Below are 22,663 nucleotides of genomic sequence, written 5' to 3' on the forward strand. Positions count from 1 at the left end.
CCGCTATCGCAGGCAAGCCGGCTCCCACATTTGGAGCTGTGAATACCTTCACATGTGGGAGCTGGCTTGCCTGCGATGGCGATTTCAAAACCACCCAAAATCTTTCAGAGCGGCGACATTTCCTGCGCCAACCCCAGAAACGCCGCCGGCAACCGCGCACCTTTACGCTCCTTGAGGCAGTACAGGTATTCAGGAATCTGCGGCGCATTCTCGATGGTCAGCACCCGCAGTTGCGGGTCATGGGGCACTTCCTGGCGGGCGATGATGCTGATGCCGATATTGCGCAGCACCGCCTCGCGGATCGACTCACGGCTACCGATTTCCAGCAGCGGCCCATAACCCACGCCAGCGCCTTTGAGCATCTCTTCGGTCAAGCGCCGGGTGGTCGAGCCTGCCTCGCGCATCAACAGGGTATGCCCCGCCAGCGCACTGAGCGGCACATGCTCCAGCACGGCCAGCGGATGATTGCGATGCACCGCCAGCACCAGCGGGTCGGTGCCCAACACCCGGCGGATCAGGCGCGGGTCTTCCAGCAATTGCGAGGAGGCGGCGACGTCCACCCGGTAATCATCCAGCGCTTCGAGGACCTGCTGGGAGTTGCCGATTTCCACTGCCACTTCCACGTGGGGCAAGCGTTCGCGGAAGGTTTTCACCAGATCAAGGATGTAATAGGGCGCGGTCGCGGCGATGCGCAACGTGCCCTGGACCTGGCCGCTGTTGCGCAGGAAAAACTCGATATCCGCCTCCTGCTGCAACAGCGCCTTGACCATCGGCAACAGCCGCGCCCCTTCGTCGCTGACGGTGAGGCGGCGGCCACCGCGATAGAACAGCTCAACCGAGTACTGGCTTTCCAGATGGCGGATCTGGGTGGTCACCGTGGGTTGGCTCAGGCCGAGTTTTTTCGCCGCCTGGGTAATGCTGCCCAGGCGGGCGACCATGTAAAACGCCTTCAACTCGGCACTCAGCACACCACCCTCTCATCGACTATTTGCGCAACAGGCGCAGACCATTGAATACCACCAGCAGGCTCACGCCCATGTCAGCAAACACCGCCATCCACATGGTGGCCATGCCCATGAAGGTGACGGCCAGGAAGATCGCCTTGATCACCAGCGCCAGGGCGATGTTCTGCTTGAGGATACTCGACGTTTGTCGCGACAAGCGTATGAATGCCGGAATCTTGCGCAAATCATCGTCCATCAGCGCCACGTCGGCGGTCTCGATGGCCGTGTCGGTGCCTGCTGCCGCCATGGCAAAGCCAATCTCGGCGCGGGCCAGGGCCGGGGCGTCGTTGATGCCGTCGCCGACCATGCCGACCCGGTGGTTTTTCCCGTACAGGTCCTCGATAGCCTTGAGCTTGTCGGTGGGCAAAAGATCGCCCTGGGCCTGGTCGATGCCCACCTGGGCGGCAATTGCCTGGGCGGTGTGGGTGTTGTCGCCGGTGAGCATCAGGGTCTTGATGCCCAGGTCGTGCAACTGCTGGATGGCTTCGCGACTGCTGTCCTTGACCGTATCGGCCACGGCGAACAGCGCCAGCGGGCCGGATTTGTCGAGCAGCAGCACCACGGACTTGCCTTGTTTTTCCAGGGCGAAGAGTTTTTCTTCAAGGGCCGGCGAGCACAGGCCCAGCTCTTCCACCAGGCGGTGGTTGCCCAGGTGATAGACCTCACCGTTGATCTCGCCACGGACCCCGCGCCCGGCCAGGGCTTCGAAGTTATCCACAACCTGCAGCGGGAGTTTTTTATCCACAGCGGCATTGGCGATCGCCAGCGACACTGGGTGGTCGGAACGCGCGGCCAGGCTGGCGGCCAGGGCCGGCGCGTTGTCTTCTACATTGGGGAACAACGCCAGGTAGTCGGTCTGCACCGGCTTGCCGTGGGTGATAGTGCCGGTCTTGTCCAGGGCCAGGTAGTCGAGCTTGTAGCCGGCCTCCAGGTACACGCCGCCCTTGATCAGGATGCCTTTGCGCGCCGCCGCCGCCAGGCCGCTGACGATGGTCACCGGGGTGGAAATCACCAGGGCACAAGGGCACGCGACCACCAACAGCACCAGGGCGCGATAGATCCAGTCGAACCACACCGCGCCCATGAACAGCGGCGGGATCACGGCCACGCCGAGGGCAAACAGGAACACCGCCGGGGTGTAGATTTTCGAGAAGCTGTCCACAAAGCGCTGGGTCGGCGCCCGCGAGCCCTGGGCCTGTTCCACTGCGTGGATGATGCGCGCCAGGGTCGAGTTATTGGCGGCAGCGGTCACCCGGTATTCCAGGGAACCGGCCTGGTTGATGGTGCCGGCGAAGACTTTATCGCCCACGGTTTTCTCGATCGGCAGGCTTTCGCCGGTGATCGGCGCCTGGTCGATGGTGGACTGGCCGGCGGTGACTTCACCATCCAGACCAATGCGCTCGCCGGGGCGTACCCGCACGATGGCACCCAGTTCAATGGTCTTGACCTCTTGTTCGACCCAGCTACCGTCAGCCTGGCGCACCGTGGCCTGCTCCGGGGTCATTTGCATCAAGCCACTGATGGCATTGCGCGCACGGTCCAGGGACTTGGCCTCGATCAACTCGGCCACGGTAAACAGGAACATCACCATCGCCGCTTCCGGCCACTGGCCGATCAGGATCGCACCGGTCACGGCGATGCTCATCAGCGCGTTGATGTTCAGGTTGAGGTTTTTCAGGGCAATCCAGCCCTTTTTGTAGGTGGTGAGGCCGCCACTTAGGATCGACACCAGCGCCACCAGCGCCACCACCCAGGTCGGAGCCGCGTCGGTGAAATGGATCACCTCCGCCGCCAGGGCGCAAAAGCCGGACAGGGCCAGCGGCCACCAGTGCTTCTTGGCCGGTGGTGCGGCGGCCGGCACGCCCTCCTCGATCGGATCGGCCTGCATGCCCAGGGACTTGATGGCCTCGACGATCGGCGCGGTGCTCGGCAGGTCGTGGGTGACACCGAGGATGCGGTTGATCAGGTTGAATTCCAACTGCTGCACACCGGCCATCTTGCCCAGTTTGTTCTGGATCAGCGTTTGCTCGGTGGGGCAGTCCATGGCCTCGATGCGGAAAGTGCTCAGGCGCGCGTTGGCGCTGGTTGTTTGCGTCAACGTCACCAACGAGGGGGCTGCCGCGCCGGAACAGCAGGAGCCGCCGCCATGATCATGCTCTTTCACAGGGGCAAGCTTTTGCGCGTGATCATGATGGCTGTGGTCATGATCATGGCCGTGGTCGTGATGGCTATGATCATGGTCGTGATCATGATCGTGGCTGTGGTCGTGCTTGTGCGGGGTGCGCAGGGATTCGCTCATTGTGTCGCGTCCATGAAGGTGCCTGTTGCCAAGTAAAGACCCTGTAGCCACTATAGGGTCAAGCACCCTTTTGGAGATTGCTGCGATGAAGATCGGTGAATTGGCCAAACTGACCGACTGCCCGGTGGAAACCATCCGTTATTACGAAAAGGAAGGCCTGCTGCCGCCACCGGCGCGCAGCGAGGGCAACTACCGCCTGTACACCCAGGCCCACACCGAGCGCCTGACGTTTATCCGCAACTGCCGCAGCCTGGACATGACCCTGGAGGAAATCCGCAGCCTGCTGGGCCTGCGCGACAGCCCCCAGGACCAGTGTGAAAATGTAAATGCGCTGATCGACGAGCATATCCATCACGTCAAGGCGCGGATTGATGGGCTGCTGGCCTTGCAGAAACAGTTGATCGACCTGCGCCAGCGCTGTGGCGAAGGGCCGGAGATCGACCAGTGTGGGATTTTGCAGCGGCTGGAGGTCAGTGGGAGTGTGGCGGCCAGTGAGGCGGAGCATTCACATGTGGGTCGTAGTCACGGGCATTAGATAATGGAGTGACTGAGTTGACGCCATCGCAGGCAAGCCAGCTCCCACATGTGCCTGAGTACTCGGTCACATGTGGGAACTGGCTCGCCTGCGATGCAGACGATACGGTCTCGACTAGACCGCCATCGGCGCCGTCATCGGCGCATGGTGCTCATAGCCTTCCAGCGAGAAATCGCTCGGCTCGATCAGCTCCAGCCACTCTGGCTGGTACACCCCGGTCTTGGCAAACTCCGGCACGCGCTCGCTGATCACCAGTTTCGGCGCGGCGAAAGGCTCGCGCTTGAGCTGTTCGTTGAGCATGTCCAGGTGGTTTTCGTAGACGTGCGCGTCACCGATGAAATAGGTGAACCAGCGCGGTGTGTAGCCAGTCAGGCGACCGATCAGGCTCAGCAGTGCGGCGCCTTCGGTGAGGTTGAACGGCGTGCCCAGGCCCAGGTCGTTGGAGCGGATGTAGAGGGTCAGGGAAATCTCCCTGGTCTCGACATTCGGGTGGAACTGGTACAGCAGGTGGCACGGCGGCAAGGCCATTTCATCGAGCTGGGCGCAGTTCCAGCCGTGGAACAGGATGCGCCGGCTGCCCGGGTCCTTGATGATGGTGTCGACGCACTGGCGAATCTGGTCAATGGCCTTGTACAGCACCACGTAGGCCTGACCGTCTTCCTCGCCTTCGGCGATCTGGCGATAGCCCTGGGCCAGGGTCTGCTCGATAGCGGCCTGGTTGCTCAACGGGATCTGCTTGTACGCCGGCCATTTGCGCCATTGCACACCGTAGATCTCGCCCAGGTCGTCCTCGCCCTGGCGGAACGGGTTGGCCAGCCACTGCGCGTTTTCGTTAGCGTTCTGGTCCCACACCTTGCAGCCCAGGGCGCGGAATTCGGCGGCGTTATTCACCCCACGCAAAAAGCCACACATCTCGCCAATCGCCGACTTGAAGGCCATTTTGCGGGTGGTGATGGCTGGGAAACCTTCCTGCAGATCAAAGCGCAACATCGCACCGGGGAAGCTGATGGTGTTCACGCCAGTGCGGTTGGCCTGCTTGGTGCCGTTGTTGATGACGTGGGAAACCAGCTCGAGATATTGCTTCATGACATTACCTGTATCGGTGAAGCCGAGGCCCTCAGGCCCCGGCGTTCGAATTTATAGCGCGCTGGTCTTGATCGCCTGCGGGCGGTTGTAAGCCCACCAGAGCAGGCCCAGGCCAGCAAGAATCATCGGAATGCTGAGAACCTGGCCCATGGTCAGCCAGCCGAACGCCAGGTAGCCCAACTGCGCATCCGGCACCCGCACGAACTCGACGATGAAACGGAAAATCCCGTAGAACAGGGCGAACATCCCCGAAACCGCCATGGTTGGGCGGGGTTTGCGCGAGTAGATGTAGAGGATCAGGAACAGCGCCACGCCTTCCAGGGCGAACTGGTACAACTGCGACGGATGGCGCGCCAACTGCGCCGGGTCGCTGAACGGCGGGAACACCATGGCCCACGGCACGTCGGTCGGTTTGCCCCACAATTCGGCGTTGATGAAGTTACCGATACGCCCGGCACCCAGGCCAATCGGCACCATCGGCGCGATAAAGTCCATCAGTTGGAAGAATGACTTGCCATTACGTCGGCCAAACCACCAGGCCGCGAGCATCACGCCGATAAAACCGCCGTGGAACGCCATGCCGCCCTTCCACACCTCGAAAATCAGGGTCGGGTTGGCCAGGTACGCGCTCAGGTCGTAGAACAACACATAACCCAGGCGCCCGCCGACAATCACGCCCATCGACATCCAGAACACCATGTCGGAGAGCTTCTCCTTGGTCCAGGTCGGATCAAAGCGGTTCAGGCGTCGGGAAGCCAACAGCCAGGCGCCGCCGATGCCGATCAGGTACATCAACCCGTACCAGTGGATTTTCAGCGGACCGATGGCCAGGGCCACCGGGTCGATCTGCGGGTAAGGCAGCATTGCGACTCCTCGTTAAATCATTCGTTATTGCGCACGGACCTTGCCGGTGGACGATTAAGCCTGCGTTACAGCGGCTCGATCAAATGAAGAAGTTCGCACCCGCGCCAAGCAGCCTGGCATGTTAACGGATGGGAGGCATCTGGCCCAACTTGGATACGATGGATAGCCGGCGGATCTATGGGTAGAGTGAGCAAAACACAAAAGGATCGCCTTATGTGCCTGATTGTTTTCGCCTGGCGGCCGGGACATGCCCAGCCCCTGATCGTCGCGGCCAACCGTGACGAATTCTACGCCCGGCCCAGCCTGCCCTTGGCCCAGTGGCCCGATACACCGCAGGTGTATGCCGGTCGCGACCAGGAAGCCGGGGGCACCTGGCTGGGGATCGGCGCCGACGGACGGTTTGCCGCGCTGACCAATATCCGTGACCCGCACCAGCCACCGGCGCGCAAGTCCCGGGGCGAGTTGGTGGCGCGTTTTCTCCACGGTTCCCTGCCGATTGACCACTATTTAGCCGATGTTAACGGCAGATCAATTGAATATGCCGGCTTCAACCTGCTGATTGGCACGCCTCAAGAGCTGTGGCACTACAACGCCAATGAGTCGACGCCTACCCAACTGACGGCCGGGATCTATGGCTTATCCAATGCCGGGCTGGATACGCCCTGGCCAAAGCTGCTCAAGGCCAAGGCAGCACTGGCCCAAGTGCTGGATGATCCGCAGCCTGAAGCCTTGCTGGGGATTTTGAGCGACCCGCAGACCGCACCCTTTGCCGAACTGCCGGATACCGGTGTCGGGTTGGCCACGGAGAGTCTGTTATCGAGTGTGTTTATCGCCAGCCCCAGTTACGGGACGCGGGCGAGTACCGCGCTGATTGTGCATGCCGATGGGCTGCGGCACATGGTCGAGCGCAGCTTTGGCCCCCATGGCGGGCGGCTGGGCGAGGTGGAACTGAGGATTTAGTGGAGACTGGGCGACCGTCATCGCAGGCAAGCCAGCTCCCACAGTTTGAAATGCATTCCAAGTGTGGGAGCTGGCTTGCCTGCGATGGCCCCCCTCGGTCTAGAGGGTTTTTGTCGCAGACGGATTGATCATCCGCGCCAACCCCAAGCTTTTCAGGGCCAGCTGCAGCGAGCTGTGGATAACTTGCGGGTTGTCGATGGTCATCAATTCCGCCAGCAGATCCTTGGCCTTGCTCAGGTTGATCTGGCGCAGCATCCACTTGACCTTCGGCAGGTTGGTGGCGTTCATCGACAGGCTGTCAAAGCCCATGGCCATCAACAGCACCGCCGCCGCCGGATCACCGGCCATTTCCCCACAGATACTCACCGGCTTGCCTTCGGCATGGGCGTCGCGCACCACGTTCTGCAAGGCTTGCAGCACCGCCGGGTGCAGGTAGTCGTAGAGGTCGGCCACCCGTGGGTTGTTGCGGTCCACGGCCAGCAGGTATTGGGTCAGGTCGTTGGAGCCCACCGACAGGAAGTCCACCTGCCGTGCCAATTCCTTGGCCTGGTACACCGCTGCCGGGATTTCGATCATCACGCCAACCGGCGGCATCGGCACGTCGGCGCCTTCGTCGCGCACTTCGCCCCAGGCCCGGTGGATCAGGTGCAGGGCTTCTTCCAGCTCGTGGGTGCCGGAGATCATCGGAAGGAGGATGCGCAGGTTGTTCAGGCCTTCGCTGGCCTTGAGCATGGCGCGGGTCTGGACGAGGAAGATTTCGGGGTGGTCGAGGGTAACGCGGATACCGCGCCAGCCAAGGAAGGGGTTGTCTTCCTTGATGGGGAAATAAGACAGTGACTTGTCGCCGCCGATATCCAGGCTGCGCATCGTCACCGGTAACGGATGGAAGGCGGACAGTTGCTCGCGATAAATCGCCAGCTGCTCCTTCTCGCTCGGGAAACGTTGGTTGATCATGAACGGCACTTCGGTGCGGTACAGGCCCACCCCTTCAGCGCCACGTTGTTGCGCACGCGCCACGTCCGCCAGCAGGCCCGTATTGACCAGCAGCGGTACACGGTGGCCGTCGAGGGTCACGCAGGGCAGTTCGCGCAGGGCATCGAGCCCCTGGGACAGCTGGCGCTCCTCCTCGACGATTTCGGCGTATTGCTTGCGCAGCACTTCGCTGGGGTTGGTATACACCTCACCACGGTGCCCGTCGACGATCATCGAGATGCCGTCGACCTTGGAATACGGCAGGTCCACCAGGCCCATCACCGTCGGGATGCCCATGGCCCGGGCCAGGATCGCCACGTGGGAGTTGCCCGAGCCCAACACCGAGACCAGGCCCACCAGTTTGCCTTCCGGCACTTCGCCGAGCATGGTGGCAGTCAGTTCTTCACTGATCAGGATGGTGTTGTCGGGGTAGACCAGGTTGGTGGTGCGGTCTTCCTGCAGGTAGGCCAGCAGGCGCCGACCGAGGTCGCGCACATCCGAGGCGCGCTCGCGCAGGTAGGCGTCGTCCATCAGTTCAAAGCGGTTGACGTGATCGGTGACCACCTGGCGCAGCGCGCCCTGGGCCCACTGGCCGGTCTTGATCACGGTCTTGACTTCGTTACCCAGGGACGCGTCGTCGAGCATCATCTGGTACACGTCGAACAGCGCCCGTTCCTCGGGGCGCAGCTGGGTGGCCAGCTTGGTCGACAGGTTGCGCATGTCGGCGCGCACGCCTTCCAGAGCGGTCTTGAACAGTTTGATTTCTGCGTCGATGTCGTCGACGGACTTGTCCGGCACCACGTCCAGGTCGGCCGGGGGCAGCATGACCACCGCAGTACCGACCGCCGCGCCCGGTGAACCCGGCACGCCGACGAACTTGGCTTCCTGGATCCCCTTGCCCTGGCGCCCCAGGCCGCGAATCGAGCCGGTGGCTTCGGCATGGGCGATCACCCCGGCCAACTGCGCACTCATGGTCACGAGGAAGGCTTCTTCACCTTCATCGAACTGGCGGCGCTCTTTCTGCTGGATGACCAATACGCCGACAACGCGGCGGTGGTGGATGATCGGTGCGCCGAGGAATGAGGCGTAGCGCTCTTCACCGGTTTCGGCAAAGTAGCGATAACGCGGGTGATCGGCCGCGTTTTCAAGGTTCAGGGGTTCTTCACGCGTCCCCACCAGGCCCACCAGACCTTCATTGGGCGCCATGCTGACCTTGCCGATGGAGCGCTTGTTCAAGCCCTCCGTGGCCATCAGCACAAAACGGTTGGTCTCGGGGTCCAGCAGGTAAACCGAGCAGACCTGGCTGCCCATGGCTTCCTTGACGCGCAACACAATAATCCCCAACGCCGCCTTGAGATCCTTGGCGGAGTTAACTTCCTGGACGATCTTGCGCAGCGTATTGAGCATGGCTCGGGGTCGAACTCCGTCGTCAGTCGCGCGATAAAAGGCGCGGGGCAAGCTCTTTGAGAGCGCGACGATAAACCTCGCGCTTGAATGTCACCACCTGGCCCAACGGATACCAATAACTGACCCAGCGCCAGCCATCGAACTCCGGTTTACCGGTCAAATCCATCCGCACCCGCTGCTCGTTGGAGATCAGGCGCAGGAGAAACCACTTTTGCTTCTGGCCGATGCACAGCGGTTGGCTGTGGGTACGCACCAGGCGTTGCGGCAAACGATAGCGCAACCAGCCTCGGGTACAGGCCAGAATTTGCACATCTTCGCGCTCCAGGCCGACTTCTTCGTTCAACTCACGGTACAGGGCGTCTTCAGGGGTTTCGTCGGGGTTGATCCCACCCTGGGGAAACTGCCAGGCATCTTGGTTGATTCGGCGAGCCCATAGCACCTGTCCGGCATCATTCGTAAGAATAATCCCGACATTTGGACGGAAACCATCGGGGTCGATCACGGCAACAACCTCGCAAACGCATGTCGCCGCATTGTTCCACAAAGCTTGTTGCAGCGGCAACGAGGCTGCTTACCTTATGTGCACTCTTGTGAAAAGACCGTATTCTGGACGCCTTTTTACAGACTTTTCAGCGAGTAACCGCAATGCGCCTGGCTTTATTCGACTTGGACAACACGCTTTTGGGCGGCGACAGTGACCACGCCTGGGGTGATTACCTGTGTGAACGCGGCATCCTCGATGCCGTTGCCTACAAGACCCGCAACGACGAGTTCTACCAGGATTACCTGGCCGGCAAGCTGGATAACGCCGCGTACCTGAACTTCAGCCTGGAAATCCTCGGCAGCACCGAGATGGCCCAGCTCGACGAATGGCACCGCGACTTCATGCGCGACTGCATCGAGCCGATCATCCTGCCCCAGGCCGTGGAACTGCTGGCCAAACACCGCGCCGCAGGTGACACGCTGGTGATCATCACCGCCACCAACCGCTTTGTCACCGCGCCGATTGCCGCACGTTTGGGGGTTGAAACCCTGATCGCCACCGAATGCGAGATGGCCGATGGCCGCTACACCGGGCGCAGCACCGATGTACCGTGCTTCCGTGAGGGCAAGGTGACGCGCTTGAATCGGTGGCTGGAAGAAACCGGCTCTAGCCTGCAAGACAGCTATTTTTACAGCGATTCGATGAATGACCTGCCGCTGCTGGAGCAGGTGACTCACCCGGTGGCAGTGGATCCGGATGCAAATCTGCGGGCCGAGGCCCAGAAGCGTGGTTGGCCGGTGATTAGCCTACGCGGCTGATAAAGCTTTCGCGAGCAAGCCCGCTCCCACATTTGATCGGGTTCCACCTTTGGAATGCAGTCGAATGTGGGAGCGGGCTTGCTCGCGAATGAAGGCGACCCGGTTTCCAGCCTTAAACGGGTTTGGCGCCCATCAACCCGGCAATCGCCACAAACCCCACCAGGCTGACAATCGCCAGGGCCAGGGTGAACTTCGCACTGCCCGTACCGCCCAGCCGCAGGCGATTGAGGCGCACCACCAGCCAGAACCAGGCCAGCGCCGCGACGCTGTAGATCACGCTGGAACCCAGGATCCACGTCTGCCCCAACGGCCAGCCGACCAGGTGCACCAGCCACCAGCCGGTAAACGGCATGCTCACCAGGCTTACGCCCATCAACAACCAGACAAACAGCCATGGCCGATGCAACGTAACCGCCGGGCCAGCGGCGCGCTTGCGCCAGCTCAGCACGGCCAGGGCCAGGCCACTGGCCAACAGCAGCACCGTTGCCACCATGTGGATCGTCTTGAGGGTTGTCAGATATTCCATGCTCTCGATTCCTTAAAGGCCGCCCAATCAGCGTAGTCGCTCAACCGAGGAACAGCTGATAGGCCGGGTTGTCGCTTTCATCCCAATACGGGTAACCAATCGCTGCCAACGCCGCCGGCACCAGATGGCGCTCGTTGGCCGGCACTTGCAGCCCGGCGACCACACGGCCGTCGGCCGCGCCGTGGTTGCGATAGTGGAACATCGAGATGTTCCAGCGCCCGCCCAATTTGTTAAGAAAGTTGAACAAGGCCCCCGGACGCTCCGGGAACTCGAAGCGGAACACCAGTTCATTGCTGACGTGCGCCGCGTGGCCGCCGACCATATGGCGAATGTGCAACTTGGCCAGTTCGTTCTCGGTCAGGTCCAGCACCGGGAAACCCTGCTCGCTCAGGCTGGCAATCAGCGCGCTGCGCGGGTCGGTTTCCGGGTGGGTCTGCACCCCGACAAAAATGTGCGCTTCGCTGCCGGAATGGTAGCGGTAGTTGAATTCGGTGATCTGGCGCTTGCCCACAGCCTCGCAGAAGGCCTTGAAGCTGCCCGGGCGCTCGGGAATGGTCACGGCAATGATCGCCTCGCGACCTTCACCCAACTCGGCGCGCTCGGCCACATGGCGCAGGCGGTCGAAGTTGACGTTGGCCCCGGAATCAATGGCGACAAAGGTCTGGCCGCTGACACCACGGGTTTCTACATACTTCTTGATCCCCGCCACGCCCAATGCCCCTGCAGGCTCGGTGATGGAGCGGGTGTCGTCGTAGATATCCTTGATCGCCGCGCAGATTTCATCGGTGCTGACGGTGATCACTTCATCCACGTAGTCCTTGCAGATATCGAAGGTGTGCTGGCCGATCTGCGCCACCGCCACGCCATCGGCAAAGATCCCCACGGCCGGCAGCACCACGCGCTCGCCCGCGGCCATGGCAGCCTGCAGGCAATTGGAGTCGTCCGGCTCGACACCGATGATCTTGATCTCCGGGCGCAGGTACTTCACATACGCCGCGATACCGGCAATCAGACCACCACCGCCCACCGGGACGAAAATCGCGTCCAGCGGCCCCGGGTGCTGGCGCAGGATCTCCATCGCCACGGTGCCCTGCCCGGCAATGGTGTGCGGATCATCGTAAGGGTGAATGTAGACGTAGCCTTTTTCGTCGACCAGCTTCAGCGAATACGCCAGCGCTTCCGGAAAGGAGTCGCCATGCAGCACCACTTTGCCGCCACGGGAGCGTACGCCTTCGACTTTGATTTCCGGGGTGGTCTTGGGCATCACGATCGTGGCCTTGACCCCCAGCACCTTGGCCGCCAGGGCCAGGCCCTGGGCATGGTTACCCGCCGAGGCGGTGACCACGCCACGGGCGCGTTCTTCGGCCGTCAGTTGGGTCAACTTGTTGTAGGCGCCGCGAATCTTGAAGGAAAACACCGGCTGCAAGTCTTCGCGCTTGAGCCAGACCTTGTTGCCCAGGCGCTCGGAGAGCTGGCGGGCGGTCTGCAACGGGGTTTCCACGGCAACGTCGTAAACGCGCGAGGTGAGGATCTTTTTGACGTACTGTTCGAGCATCGGAAAGCATCACTGGGCGGGTTGGGCAGGGCCGAGGAGTCTAACCCGCCTTTTGGCCGGACGACCACACGAATCCAGAGGTTTTGTTGGGTTATACTCGCGCCCCTCTTTACTCCCCGCCCGTTCCGGAGCCCGCATGACCCAGGATCAACTCAAACAGGCAGTGGCCCAGGCCGCCGTCGATTTAATCCTTCCTAAACTCGACGATAAAAGCATCGTCGGCGTCGGCACCGGCTCCACCGCCAATTGCTTCATTGACGCGCTGGCCTTGCACAAGGGCGCATTCGACGGCGCCGTGGCCAGCTCCGAAGCCACCGCCGCGCGCCTCAAGGGCCATGGCATTCCGGTGTACGAGCTCAATACCGTGAGCGACCTGGAGTTCTACGTCGACGGCGCCGATGAAAGCGACGAGCACCTGAACCTGATCAAGGGCGGCGGCGCAGCCCTGACCCGCGAGAAGATCGTCGCGGCCGTGGCCAAGACCTTTATCTGCATCGCCGACGCCAGCAAGCTGGTCCCGGTCCTGGGCAACTTCCCGCTGCCCGTCGAAGTGATCCCCATGGCCCGCAGCCACGTGGCTCGCGAGCTGGTGAAACTGGGCGGCGACCCGGTGTACCGCGAAGGTGTGCTGACCGATAACGGCAACATCATCCTCGACGTGTTCAACATGCAGATCACCAACCCGGTGGAGCTGGAGACCCAGATCAATGCCATCGTCGGTGTGGTGACCAATGGCTTGTTTGCGGCACGGCCTGCTGATGTGCTGCTGCTGGGGACCCGTGAAGGCGTGAAGACCCTCAAGGCCTAAGTACACACAGAACCCCTGTGGGAGCGGGCTTGCTCGCGAATACGGTGTGCCAGTCACCGATTTTGCTAGCTGACACACCGCATTCGCGAGCAAGCCCGCTCCCACATTTTTGACCGCGCTCCATCCGATGGACATGTAACAAAACCGCTACTTTTCGCAGCATCCCCTCCCCCGCCTGCCCCAATCTGTGCGCCAGGTCACGGCAGCCCCCGCCGCATCTGGTATCAAATCCGTTACAACTTATAGCCAGGCGACCCCCACTTCCAACAACGCGCCAATTCGCGCTTGCCCCATGGAATGAGGCGCGCATTGTGCAATCGGTCCCGCCGAGCCACTCTCTCAACCACCTCAAGGAAGACCTTGTGATCAAGCCCCTAGCCCTCGCTGTCAGCGTTGCCTGTGCCCTGCTGTCGACTCAATCCCATGCCTACGACTATGGCGAGCACGCCAATGTCACCCTGGAAAAGCTGATCACCGACTACCCCGGCCGCTATCGCGGCACGGCCAACTTCGCCGGGGCCGCCGACTGGATGCAGAGCCAGATGGGCAGCGCCTATGACATCAGCCGCCAGGATTTCACCTGGAATGGCGGCAGCCGCGCCTCGCAGAACGTGGTGGCCTACGCCGCCGGCACCAAACCGCAGTACGTGGTGATTGGCGCGCACTTCGATACCTACTTCGGCCGCCCGGCCCTGCAAGGCCTGGACGACAACGGTTCAGGCGCCAGCGTGCTGACCGAAGTGGCGAAGAACCTCGGCGGCCTGCAACTGGAAAACGGCTTGCAGATCGTCGGCTTCGGCGCCGAAGAGGAAGGCTTGCGTGGCTCCAGGGCCTTTGTCGATTCGTTGAGCGCCAGCCAGCGCGCCAATATGCTGGCCATGATCAACCTCGACAGCCTGATCACCGGCGACATGATGTACGCCCACGCCGGCCAGAACAGCACCGCCAACCCGGCCCTCGCCTCATTGCGCGAGCACACCTTCCAGATCGCCAAGGAGCTGAACATCAACCTGTTCACCAACCCCGGCCTGGACGCGCAATACCCCGCCGGCACCGGCTGTTGCAGTGACGGCGAAGCCTTCGAGGGGCTCAATATCCCAATCCTGTATGTGGAAGCCACCAACTGGGAACTGGGTGCCCTGGACGGCTACACCCAGACCGACAACCCGGCGATCCCCGGCGGCTCGACCTGGCACGACCCCGATGAAGACAACAAGACGGTCCTGACCAACGCCTTCGGCCAGGAACGCATCGACCAGCGCCTGCGCGACTATTCGCGCCTGCTCAGCCGCCTGGTGCTGGAGCTGACCAATGCCGACTTGATGGCTTCCACCACCTCGGGCGGCGCAGTTGCGCGCAATATGCAGGACAACCTGCAGCGCCAGCACCAGGCCATGGTGCGCCTGCATGACCGGCGCTGGCTGACCCTGCAATCGGCCAGCCGTGAAGTGGGCAGTTTCGATGGCGAGATCGGCGTGGACGGCGAATACAACCCGGACAGCGGCTTCGACACCGCCCCCAACCCCGAGGCCCGGCGCCTGGGCCTGCATGCCCTGGGCGACTATCAACTGAGCAGCAGCCTGAACATCGGCGCCAGCCTCAGCTACCTCAACGGCCGCGACAAGCTGGAACACCGTGGCAAGCTGCAAAGCGACACCTGGCAAGCTGCGGTCTACGCCCTGTTGAACGATGGCGGCCCGACCTGGCTGGCCGGTGACCTGAGCGTGGGCCACAGCAGCTTCGACTCAAAACGCAACCTGCTGATCCAGGCCAATGGTGGCCCCGTGCTGCTTAACCAGCAACTGACTGGCGAGACCGACGCCCTGTCCCTGGGTGCCCGAGTGCTCGGCGGTTATGACTTCGATCTGGGCGCGATCAAGACCGGGCCGTTTGCCGGGCTCGATTACAGCCACTCGCGCATCGACAAGTTCCACGAGAAGCAGAACCTGCGCACCGCCCTCGAATATGAAGAGCAATCCTTCGACTCCCTTGAAGCCAGCCTCGGCTGGCGTGTGCGCGGTGCCGTGGCCCTGCCTTACGGCCTGAGCCTGATGCCCTACGGCGACATCGCCTGGGTCAAGGAATTGGCCGACGGCCGCCTCGACGACCTCGACCTGACCGCCCGCGCCGACGGCCAGGCCCGCACCGCACGCCTGGGTTCAGTGGACAAGAGTTTCGGCCGCGCGCAGGTCGGCAGCCAATTGGCGATCACCCCACAGCTTGGGGTGTACGCCGAAGTGAACGGCCGCCTGGGCCATGCCGAAGGCAGCCAGACCGGCTATTCGCTGGGTGTGCAGTGGATGTTCTGATCCGCGCCTACCGCTGCTCGGGCTTTTTCTTGAAGACATAGAACAGGTTCGGCTCACTCACCAGGTACAACGTGCCATCGTCATCCATGGCGATACCCTCGGCTTGGGGCACGCGTTTTTTCAAGCCATTGCGCCCCTTGAGCAGCGACAAGCTGCTCAAGGGGCGACCGTCGATATCCAGTTCCAGCACCAGGTACGACTCATCGGACAGCGCCAGTAAATGGCCGCTGCGCTCGTCGTATTGCAGGCTGGACAGGTCGCGTACAAACAGCCCGGCATCGCGTCGGGGGTTGTTGACTACGTGGACCGAGTAGGTTTTTTCCGGTTTGAAATGGGGAAAGCCGTGCACTTCGTAGATCAGCATCGGGTCCCGCTCCTTGGCGACAAACAGGCGCTTGCCCACCGAGTCATAGGCCAGCCCTTCAAAGCCTTTATTGCCCTTCAGGTGCACACCCAGGGTCATCTGCTCGGCCTCGGCCGCGTCGAGAAACTGCGTGTCGTCCTCCAGGTGAATCTTGATCAGCCGCTGCTGGCGCTCATCGCTGACCACATAGGTGTTCTCGCTGATGAACTCCACCGCTTCGGCATCGCCAAACCCCACCAGGTTGATACGCCGCAGGATCTTGCCGTCCAGGGACAGTTCAACCAGTTCGGCGTTTTGATTGGTCACGGTAAACAGGCTCTTGCGCACCGGGTCGTAGGTCAACGCCGAGACATCATCATCCAGGCCCTCAATCACCTGGGCTTCCAGCACCACCTCATAGTCCGCCAGGCCAATGGAGCGTTCATCCAGCGGCTGGCGCCAGGTCTGCCAGTTGAACCAGGCGCGCTCGAATAAACGAAACTGCTGGGCAACCACGCCCACGGCAACCAGGGCGATCAACAGTAGGATAAGAAGGGCAGGTTTGGGGCGGGCAAATCGGCGCATGGAGGCTGGCTCAAAGTCAAAACTGGCAAATGAATATCACAGCCGTCTGAATTTAAACTTAAACGCAGCTCAATGTCTGGGGAATGCCGCGCATAGAGAAGAGTCCGACGTAATCAATCAGCTATTTCTGCTTATCGAACCGATAAAACAGATTGGGCTCGCTGACCATGTACAGCGTGCCGTTTTCGTCCATGGTTACGCCTTCGGCGCGGGGGATCGTGCTTTTCAGGCCATTGAAGCCGCCCAGCACGGTCATGAAGCTGACCTGCTGACCCTTTTCGTCCAGCTCCAGCAGCAGATGAGAGTCGGCGGACAGCACCAACAGGTGGCCGGTACGCGGATCGACACTCAAGGCCGAGAGGTTGCGGATATCCAGTTCGGAGCTGGGCAACTTCCGCTTGTCGCCCGCTAGGACCTGGCCGCCATCGCTGGCCCAGGTAAACAACTGCGCCGGGCGCTCGATACCCAGCACCAGCTGTTGATTGCGTTTGTCCCAGGTGATGGCCTCGAATGCCTTGTTCTGGTTCTCGGAGGGGCCCAGGTCGTAGCTTGGGAAGTCGGCGAAAGCCAGTTCGTGGGTGTCGGCATCCACCTTGACCAGCGTCACGTTGTGCCTGCGCTCATCCACGATGCCTATCACGCCGTTTTCCATGACCGTCACGCCTTCCGGGTTGCTCCAGCCCACCAGGGGAATCTTGCGCAGCACATCGCCCTGCAGGCTGAGTTCCACCAGGAACGGGTTGCGGCCCATCACTGCGAATAAGGTTTTGGTCTGCGGGTTGTAGGCCAGGTCCGACGCTTCGTCCTTTTCCATGCCGGGCAATGGCTTGGCGTCGATCACCGTCTGGTAGTCCGGAAGCCAGACGCTTTCTCGGCGTTCGACCGGGCTTTCAAAGCGCTCCAACACCCATAACGCGCCCCGGTCATCCCAGTGCATCAACCAGGAAACCCCGTACATGATCACCCCGGCCAGCAACAGCCAGGAGTACCAGCGCATATTCAGGCGCGGGCGCGGGGTGGGATTCGCAGAAGAAAGGGGTACGGCCATGGAGGCATTCCAGATAATCGGCTGTCGGTGATGGCCCAGGGCTCAGAGCGCCTGGGTGCCATATGGCCGAGGATTATCCGGATGGCGTGTGAAAAAAATGCAAAGCCCTGATGTGCGCAGCACGCACAAATAATCTGTGTACGAGCTTGTGTGGGAGCCGGGCTCGCCCGCGATGCAAGCACCGTGGTGTATCAGGCACACCGCGGGGATGCTATCGCAGGCAAGCCAGCTCCCACACAAGCCGGCTCCTACAGAGGGATGGGGTTAGCGTACGGCGCTTTCGAAGCGACTGACACCCGGCAGTTCCAGCACCAGTTCGTCACCCACTTGCAGCGGGCCCACGCCCACAGGGGTGCCGGTCAGGATCACATCCCCGGCCTGCAGCGAGAAGCAACCGGCCATGTGCTGGATCATCGGCACGATCGGGTTGAGCATCTGCGCGCTGTTACCGTCCTGGCGCACCTGGCCATTGATGGTCAGGCGAATGCCGATATCGGTAAAGTCCGGGAAGGTGCTGCCCACCACGAACGGGGCAATGACTGCCGCGCCGTCGAAGGACTTGGCGATTTCCCACGGCAGGCCCTTGGCCTTGAGTTCGGCCTGCTTGTCGCGCAAGGTCAGGTCCAGGGCCGGGGCGAAGCCGGAGATGGCGTCCAGCACTTCTTCACGGCTCGGGGTTTTCGACAGGGGTTTGCCGATCAGCACCGCGATTTCCGCTTCGTAATGCACCGAACCGCGCTCGGCTGGAATGGCAAAGCCGCCTTCCAACGGCACCACGCAACTGCCCGGCTTGATAAACAGCAGAGGCTCGGTCGGCACCGGGTTATCCAGTTCCTTCGCGTGTTCGGCGTAGTTGCGCCCGATGCAGACCACTTTACCCAGTGGAAAGTGGATGTTGGTGCCGTCGACGTACTTGTGCTGATAGCTCATGGCCCGCTTCCTCTTTCGTGATGGTTAAACAGCGAAGATCTTGCCCGGGTTCATGATCCCGTTCGGGTCGAACACCGCTTTCACTGCCTTCATATATTCGATTTCAACCGGGGAACGGCTGTACGTCAGGTAGTCGCGCTTGGTCATGCCCACGCCATGCTCGGCGGAGATCGAGCCGTTGTACTTCTCGACGGTCTCGAACACCCACTTGTTGACGGTGGCGCACTTGGCGAAGAACTCGTCCTTGGACAGGTTTTGCGGCTTGAGGATGTTCAAGTGCAAGTTGCCATCACCGATATGGCCGAACCAGACAATTTCGAAGTCTGGGTAGTGTTCGCCGACGATCGCGTCGATTTCCTTGAGAAATGCCGGCACTTTCGACACGGTGACCGAGATGTCGTTCTTGTACGGCGTCCAGTGGGAGATGGTCTCGGAGATGTACTCGCGCAGCTTCCACAGGTTGTGCAACTGGGTTTCGCTCTGGCTCATCACGCCATCCAGCACCCAGCCCTGCTCGACGCAGTGTTCGAAGGTTTCCAGGGCGTGGTTGGCCACTTCTTCGGTGGTGGCTTCGAATTCCAGCAGGGCGTAGAACGGGCACTCGGTGTCGAACGGAGCCGGCACATCGCCACGGCCGAGGACTTTGGCCAGGGCCTTGTCGGAAAAGAACTCAAAGGCGGTCAGGTCCAGCTTGCTCTGGAACGCGTGCAGTACCGGCATGATCGAGTCGAAGTCAGCAGTGCCCAACACCATGGCGGTGAGGTTTTTCGGCGCCCGGTCCAGGCGCATGGTGGCTTCGACCACAAAGCCCAGGGTGCCTTCGGCGCCGATAAACAGCTGGCGCATGTCATAGCCGGTGGCGTTCTTGATCAAGTCGCGGTTCAGTTCCAGCACATCGCCCTTGCCGGTGACGACCTTCATGCCCGCCACCCAGTTGCGGGTCATGCCGTAGCGAATGACCTTGATCCCGCCGGCATTGGTGCCGATATTGCCGCCAATCTGGCTGGAACCGGACGAGGCGAAGTCCACCGGGTAGTACAGGCCGTTTTCTTCGGCGACGTTCTGCAACTGCTTGGTGACCACACCCGGCTGGCACACGGCGGTGCGATCGGTGAGGTTCACGTCGAGGATCTGGTTCATATAGTCGAACGACACCACCACTTCGCCATTGGCCGCCACGGCGGCCGCCGACAGACCGGTACGCCCACCGGATGGCACCAGCGCCACCTTGTGCGTGTTGGCCCAGCGGACAATGGCCTGCACCTGTTCAATGGTCTTGGGGAAGACGATAGCGGTCGGCGCGGGGGCGAAGTGCTTGGTCCAATCCTTGCCGTAAGCCTCCAGGGAGTCGGCATCGGTCAGCACTTTGCCGGGCTCAACCAGGGTCTTTAGCTCATCAATCAGGGCAGGATGGGTCATCGACAGAACTCTCGAACAATTCATGGTCATCCTGAGAACGCTTCACGTCGCAGGAATGAGTGTTTAGCGGGGCGCGTATGCTAGCATACCGCCCCCGCAGGACAGAGCCCAAGGGCGTTTCTGCGGTGACGGCTTTCCTGCCGTCCGGGTCAGCTTAAGCGATCCGATTCCCTGCCATTTTTCTCCGGGATACAGGTTTACGCAGATGAGCAAGACTTCTCTCGATAAGAGCAAGATCAAGTTCCTTCTTCTGGAAGGCGTCCACCCATCGGCCGTCGACGTCCTAAAGGCCGCCGGGTACACCAGCATTGAGTACATCACCAGTTCTCTGCCGGAATCCCAGCTCAAGGAAAAGATCGCCGACGCGCACTTTATCGGCATTCGCTCCCGCACCCAGTTGACCGAAGAGATCTTCGACCACGCCAAGAAGTTGGTGGCGGTCGGCTGTTTCTGCATCGGCACCAACCAGGTCGACCTCAATGCAGCGCGCGAGCGCGGTATCGCGGTGTTCAACGCCCCGTACTCGAACACCCGTTCCGTGGCGGAGCTGGTGTTGGCGGAAGCCATCCTGCTGTTGCGCGGTATCCCTGAGAAGAACGCCTCCTGCCACCGTGGCGGCTGGATCAAGAGCGCGGCCAACTCCTTCGAAATCCGCGGCAAGAAGCTGGGTATCGTCGGTTACGGCTCCATTGGTACCCAACTGTCGGTATTGGCTGAAGGCCTGGGCATGCAGGTGTTCTTCTACGACACCCTGACCAAGCTGCCGTTGGGCAACGCCACCCAGGTGTCGAGCCTGACCGAACTGCTGGGCATGTCCGACATCGTTACCCTGCATGTGCCGGAAACCGCTGAGACCCAGTGGATGATCGGCGAGAAAGAAATCCGCGCCATCAAGAAGGGCGGGATCCTGATCAACGCCGCACGCGGCACCGTGGTCGAGCTGGATGCCCTGGCCGACGCGATCAAGGACAAGCACCTGATCGGCGCCGCCATCGATGTGTTCCCGGTGGAGCCGCGCTCCAACGACGACATCTTCGAAAGCCCGCTGCGCGGCCTGGACAACGTGATCCTGACCCCGCACATCGGCGGTTCCACCGCTGAAGCCCAGGCCAACATCGGCCTGGAAGTGGCAGAGAAGCTGGTCAAGTACAGCGACAACGGTACGTCGGTGTCCTCGGTCAACTTCCCGGAAGTGGCCCTGCCGGCTCACCCTGGCAAGCACCGCCTGCTGCACATCCACCAGAACATCCCGGGTGTGATGATGGAGATCAACAAGGTTTTCGCGGAAAACGGCATCAACATCTCCGGTCAGTTCCTGCAGACCAACGAGAAGGTCGGCTACGTGGTGATCGACGTCGACGCCGAATACTCGGACCTGGCGCAAGAGAAGCTGCAGCACATCAGCGGCACTATTCGTAGCCGCGTATTGTTCTAAGGTTTCAAGCGTGTACGAAAAAGGGAGCCCCTCGGGGCTCCCTTTTTTTCGTCTGAACAAATCTTACTTGACGGTAACGGTGATCACTTTTGAGGCTACAGTAGGCTCGAACTGACGATGCAGGTTATCGCCCGCCACCAGTTGCAGGGTGTGCTTGCCTGGGGCCAGGGTCAGCTCGGTCTTGGTTTGCGCCTTGCCGAAGTGAATCACGGTATCGGTGGCCGGAATCGGCTGGCTTGGGTCAGGCAATTGGGTCTGGTCGACCAGCAGGTGGTGATGGCCTGCGCCTGGCACCTGTTTGTCGATGGGTTCCAGGTCCATGCCTTTGATGCCGAACTCGACGGTGAAGGTCTTATCGACCGTAGCACCATCCTTGGGTGAAACAATGAACACTTCAGCACCCTTTGGCGCCGGTGTACGTGGGATATCTGCGGCAGACGCCAGCATTGAAGCCCCCAGCAGCAGGCTGGCCAGGGTTGCACGAGACAAAATGGCTTTCATTAACTTCTCCAGTTTTTCTGTGAAATCTGTAGGGTTATGACAACTTAGTGACGAAACGTTGTCCAAGGCACTCGACACCATAGCAAAGCGAGCCTTAACCGCGTCTCGCACCTTCGAATTCTTTAGGAGTGACCATGCGTTTTCTGCCTGGCCTGTTACTTGTGCTGCCTTTGCTGAGCCCCCTGGCTCACGCCGAACTGTTCGACGACGTGTTTGACCGTGGGGAGCTGCGCATTGCCCTGGAAGCGGACACGCCGCCCTTCAACTTCAAGGAAGGCGACAAACTCACCGGTTTTGAAGTGGAACTGGGTGAGTTACTGGCTCGGGAAATGGACGTACGCGCCTCCTTTATCACCACCGACGACAGCGACTTGCTGCCCGGCGTGGAAAGCGGCAAGTACGACGTGGCGATCAACCACATCGCTGTGACTCCTGAACTGCAGGATCGTTTCGATTTCAGCGCGCCGTATAGCTATTCCAGCGCAAGCTTGATTGCACACAAGCAGCAAAAGCCCCTGCTGGGCAGCCTCGATGCGCTCAAGAGCAGCCAGTTCATAGCCAAGGCGCAGCCCGCTGAAGGTGTGGACCTGCGCCGCCCGGTGAATGCCAACGCGACGTTGACCCTGGCGATCCCCTTCCAGAAGGGCAACCCGGCGTTCAAATCGAGCCTGGACAAAGCACTGGAGCGGATCAAGGCCGATGGGCGGCTGACGGCGCTGTCGAAAAAGTGGTTTGAGGCTGACACCAGCAAACCCACCCAATAAGCAATGTGGGC

Annotated in this window: 20 protein-coding genes; 7 read left to right on the forward strand and 13 right to left on the reverse strand. The window is 61.3% G+C overall.

Features of this window, described 5'->3' with window-relative positions:
- Positions 1-104: 104 nt before the first annotated feature.
- Complete coding sequence (locus tag JFT44_RS03400) at positions 105-968, reverse strand: LysR family transcriptional regulator (RefSeq protein WP_057960907.1); 864 nt, start codon at positions 966-968, stop codon at positions 105-107.
- 16 nt (positions 969-984) lie between these two features.
- Entirely contained in the window at positions 985-3,303 is a 2,319-nt protein-coding gene (locus tag JFT44_RS03405) for a heavy metal translocating P-type ATPase (protein ID WP_186624972.1), read from the reverse strand.
- Between the two features lie 85 nt (positions 3,304-3,388).
- On the opposite strand from JFT44_RS03405, the gene cadR reads away from it, so the two are divergent.
- Positions 3,389-3,838, forward strand: coding sequence for a Cd(II)/Pb(II)-responsive transcriptional regulator (gene cadR / locus JFT44_RS03410; protein ID WP_057440406.1), 450 nt, complete (start codon positions 3,389-3,391; stop codon positions 3,836-3,838).
- A 114-nt stretch (positions 3,839-3,952) separates the two neighbouring features.
- On the opposite strand, the gene JFT44_RS03415 is transcribed toward cadR, so the two are convergent.
- Together JFT44_RS03415 and lgt are read right to left on the reverse strand one after the other, a co-directional pair.
- The gene (locus JFT44_RS03415; protein WP_057960909.1) at positions 3,953-4,924 is read right to left on the reverse strand and encodes a thymidylate synthase; all 972 of its coding nucleotides are present in this window, start codon (positions 4,922-4,924) and stop codon (positions 3,953-3,955) included.
- Between the two features lie 51 nt (positions 4,925-4,975).
- Entirely contained in the window at positions 4,976-5,788 is an 813-nt protein-coding gene (gene lgt / locus JFT44_RS03420; RefSeq protein WP_057440408.1) for a prolipoprotein diacylglyceryl transferase, read from the reverse strand.
- A gap of 213 nt (positions 5,789-6,001) precedes the next feature.
- On the opposite strand from lgt, the gene JFT44_RS03425 reads away from it, so the two are divergent.
- Entirely contained in the window at positions 6,002-6,748 is a 747-nt protein-coding gene (locus JFT44_RS03425; protein WP_057440409.1) for an NRDE family protein, read from the forward strand.
- A gap of 99 nt (positions 6,749-6,847) precedes the next feature.
- Here JFT44_RS03425 and ptsP read toward each other — a convergent pair whose 3' ends face one another.
- Positions 6,848-9,127 carry a phosphoenolpyruvate--protein phosphotransferase gene (ptsP, locus tag JFT44_RS03430; RefSeq protein ID WP_057960910.1) on the reverse strand — a complete coding sequence of 760 codons (2,280 nt, stop codon included), beginning with the start codon at positions 9,125-9,127 and terminating at the stop codon, positions 6,848-6,850.
- Positions 9,128-9,149: 22 nt separating this feature from the next.
- Complete coding sequence (locus tag JFT44_RS03435) at positions 9,150-9,629, reverse strand: RNA pyrophosphohydrolase (RefSeq protein ID WP_053128161.1); 480 nt, start codon at positions 9,627-9,629, stop codon at positions 9,150-9,152.
- 143 nt (positions 9,630-9,772) lie between these two features.
- Between JFT44_RS03435 and JFT44_RS03440 the strand changes: the two genes are divergently transcribed.
- Positions 9,773-10,429 (forward strand): HAD family phosphatase, encoded by a 657-nt coding sequence (locus tag JFT44_RS03440; protein WP_057960911.1) that lies wholly within the window; start codon positions 9,773-9,775, stop codon positions 10,427-10,429.
- A 112-nt stretch (positions 10,430-10,541) separates the two neighbouring features.
- Here JFT44_RS03440 and JFT44_RS03445 read toward each other — a convergent pair whose 3' ends face one another.
- Together JFT44_RS03445 and ilvA are read right to left on the reverse strand one after the other, a co-directional pair.
- Positions 10,542-10,955 carry a DUF2269 family protein gene (locus JFT44_RS03445; protein ID WP_057960912.1) on the reverse strand — a complete coding sequence of 138 codons (414 nt, stop codon included), beginning with the start codon at positions 10,953-10,955 and terminating at the stop codon, positions 10,542-10,544.
- Positions 10,956-10,995: 40 nt separating this feature from the next.
- Complete coding sequence (gene ilvA, locus JFT44_RS03450) at positions 10,996-12,510, reverse strand: threonine ammonia-lyase, biosynthetic (RefSeq protein WP_057440412.1); 1,515 nt, start codon at positions 12,508-12,510, stop codon at positions 10,996-10,998.
- Positions 12,511-12,646: 136 nt separating this feature from the next.
- On the opposite strand from ilvA, the gene rpiA reads away from it, so the two are divergent.
- Together rpiA and JFT44_RS03460 are read left to right on the forward strand one after the other, a co-directional pair.
- Complete coding sequence (gene rpiA / locus JFT44_RS03455; protein WP_057960913.1) at positions 12,647-13,318, forward strand: ribose-5-phosphate isomerase RpiA; 672 nt, start codon at positions 12,647-12,649, stop codon at positions 13,316-13,318.
- A gap of 362 nt (positions 13,319-13,680) precedes the next feature.
- On the forward strand, positions 13,681-15,627 hold the full coding sequence (locus JFT44_RS03460; protein ID WP_057960914.1) for an autotransporter domain-containing protein: 1,947 nt from the start codon (positions 13,681-13,683) through the stop codon (positions 15,625-15,627).
- A 7-nt stretch (positions 15,628-15,634) separates the two neighbouring features.
- Here JFT44_RS03460 and JFT44_RS03465 read toward each other — a convergent pair whose 3' ends face one another.
- The 4 genes from JFT44_RS03465 to JFT44_RS03480 form a co-directional block, all read right to left on the reverse strand.
- Positions 15,635-16,555, reverse strand: a complete 921-nt coding sequence (locus JFT44_RS03465; protein WP_057960915.1) for an SdiA-regulated domain-containing protein — start codon at positions 16,553-16,555, stop codon at positions 15,635-15,637.
- Between the two features lie 121 nt (positions 16,556-16,676).
- Positions 16,677-17,603, reverse strand: a complete 927-nt coding sequence (locus JFT44_RS03470; RefSeq protein ID WP_057960916.1) for an SdiA-regulated domain-containing protein — start codon at positions 17,601-17,603, stop codon at positions 16,677-16,679.
- A gap of 264 nt (positions 17,604-17,867) precedes the next feature.
- Positions 17,868-18,533, reverse strand: coding sequence for a fumarylacetoacetate hydrolase family protein (locus tag JFT44_RS03475; RefSeq protein ID WP_057440416.1), 666 nt, complete (start codon positions 18,531-18,533; stop codon positions 17,868-17,870).
- Positions 18,534-18,557: 24 nt separating this feature from the next.
- Entirely contained in the window at positions 18,558-19,952 is a 1,395-nt protein-coding gene (locus JFT44_RS03480; RefSeq protein ID WP_057960917.1) for an FAD-binding oxidoreductase, read from the reverse strand.
- 205 nt (positions 19,953-20,157) lie between these two features.
- Here JFT44_RS03480 and serA point away from each other — a divergent pair, with 205 nt between their 5' ends.
- Positions 20,158-21,387, forward strand: coding sequence for a phosphoglycerate dehydrogenase (serA, locus tag JFT44_RS03485; protein WP_029289418.1), 1,230 nt, complete (start codon positions 20,158-20,160; stop codon positions 21,385-21,387).
- A gap of 63 nt (positions 21,388-21,450) precedes the next feature.
- Here serA and JFT44_RS03490 read toward each other — a convergent pair whose 3' ends face one another.
- A complete protein-coding gene (locus JFT44_RS03490) occupies positions 21,451-21,888 on the reverse strand; it encodes a DUF4399 domain-containing protein (protein WP_057440418.1) in 438 nt (145 codons plus the stop codon).
- Between the two features lie 134 nt (positions 21,889-22,022).
- Here JFT44_RS03490 and JFT44_RS03495 point away from each other — a divergent pair, with 134 nt between their 5' ends.
- The gene (locus JFT44_RS03495; RefSeq protein WP_198830355.1) at positions 22,023-22,652 is read left to right on the forward strand and encodes a transporter substrate-binding domain-containing protein; all 630 of its coding nucleotides are present in this window, start codon (positions 22,023-22,025) and stop codon (positions 22,650-22,652) included.
- The last annotated feature ends 11 nt before the right edge of the window (positions 22,653-22,663 follow it).

The sequence above is a fragment of the Pseudomonas sp. MF5691 genome, from assembly GCF_016405645.1.
GTDB lineage: Bacteria > Pseudomonadota > Gammaproteobacteria > Pseudomonadales > Pseudomonadaceae > Aquipseudomonas > Aquipseudomonas shahriarae.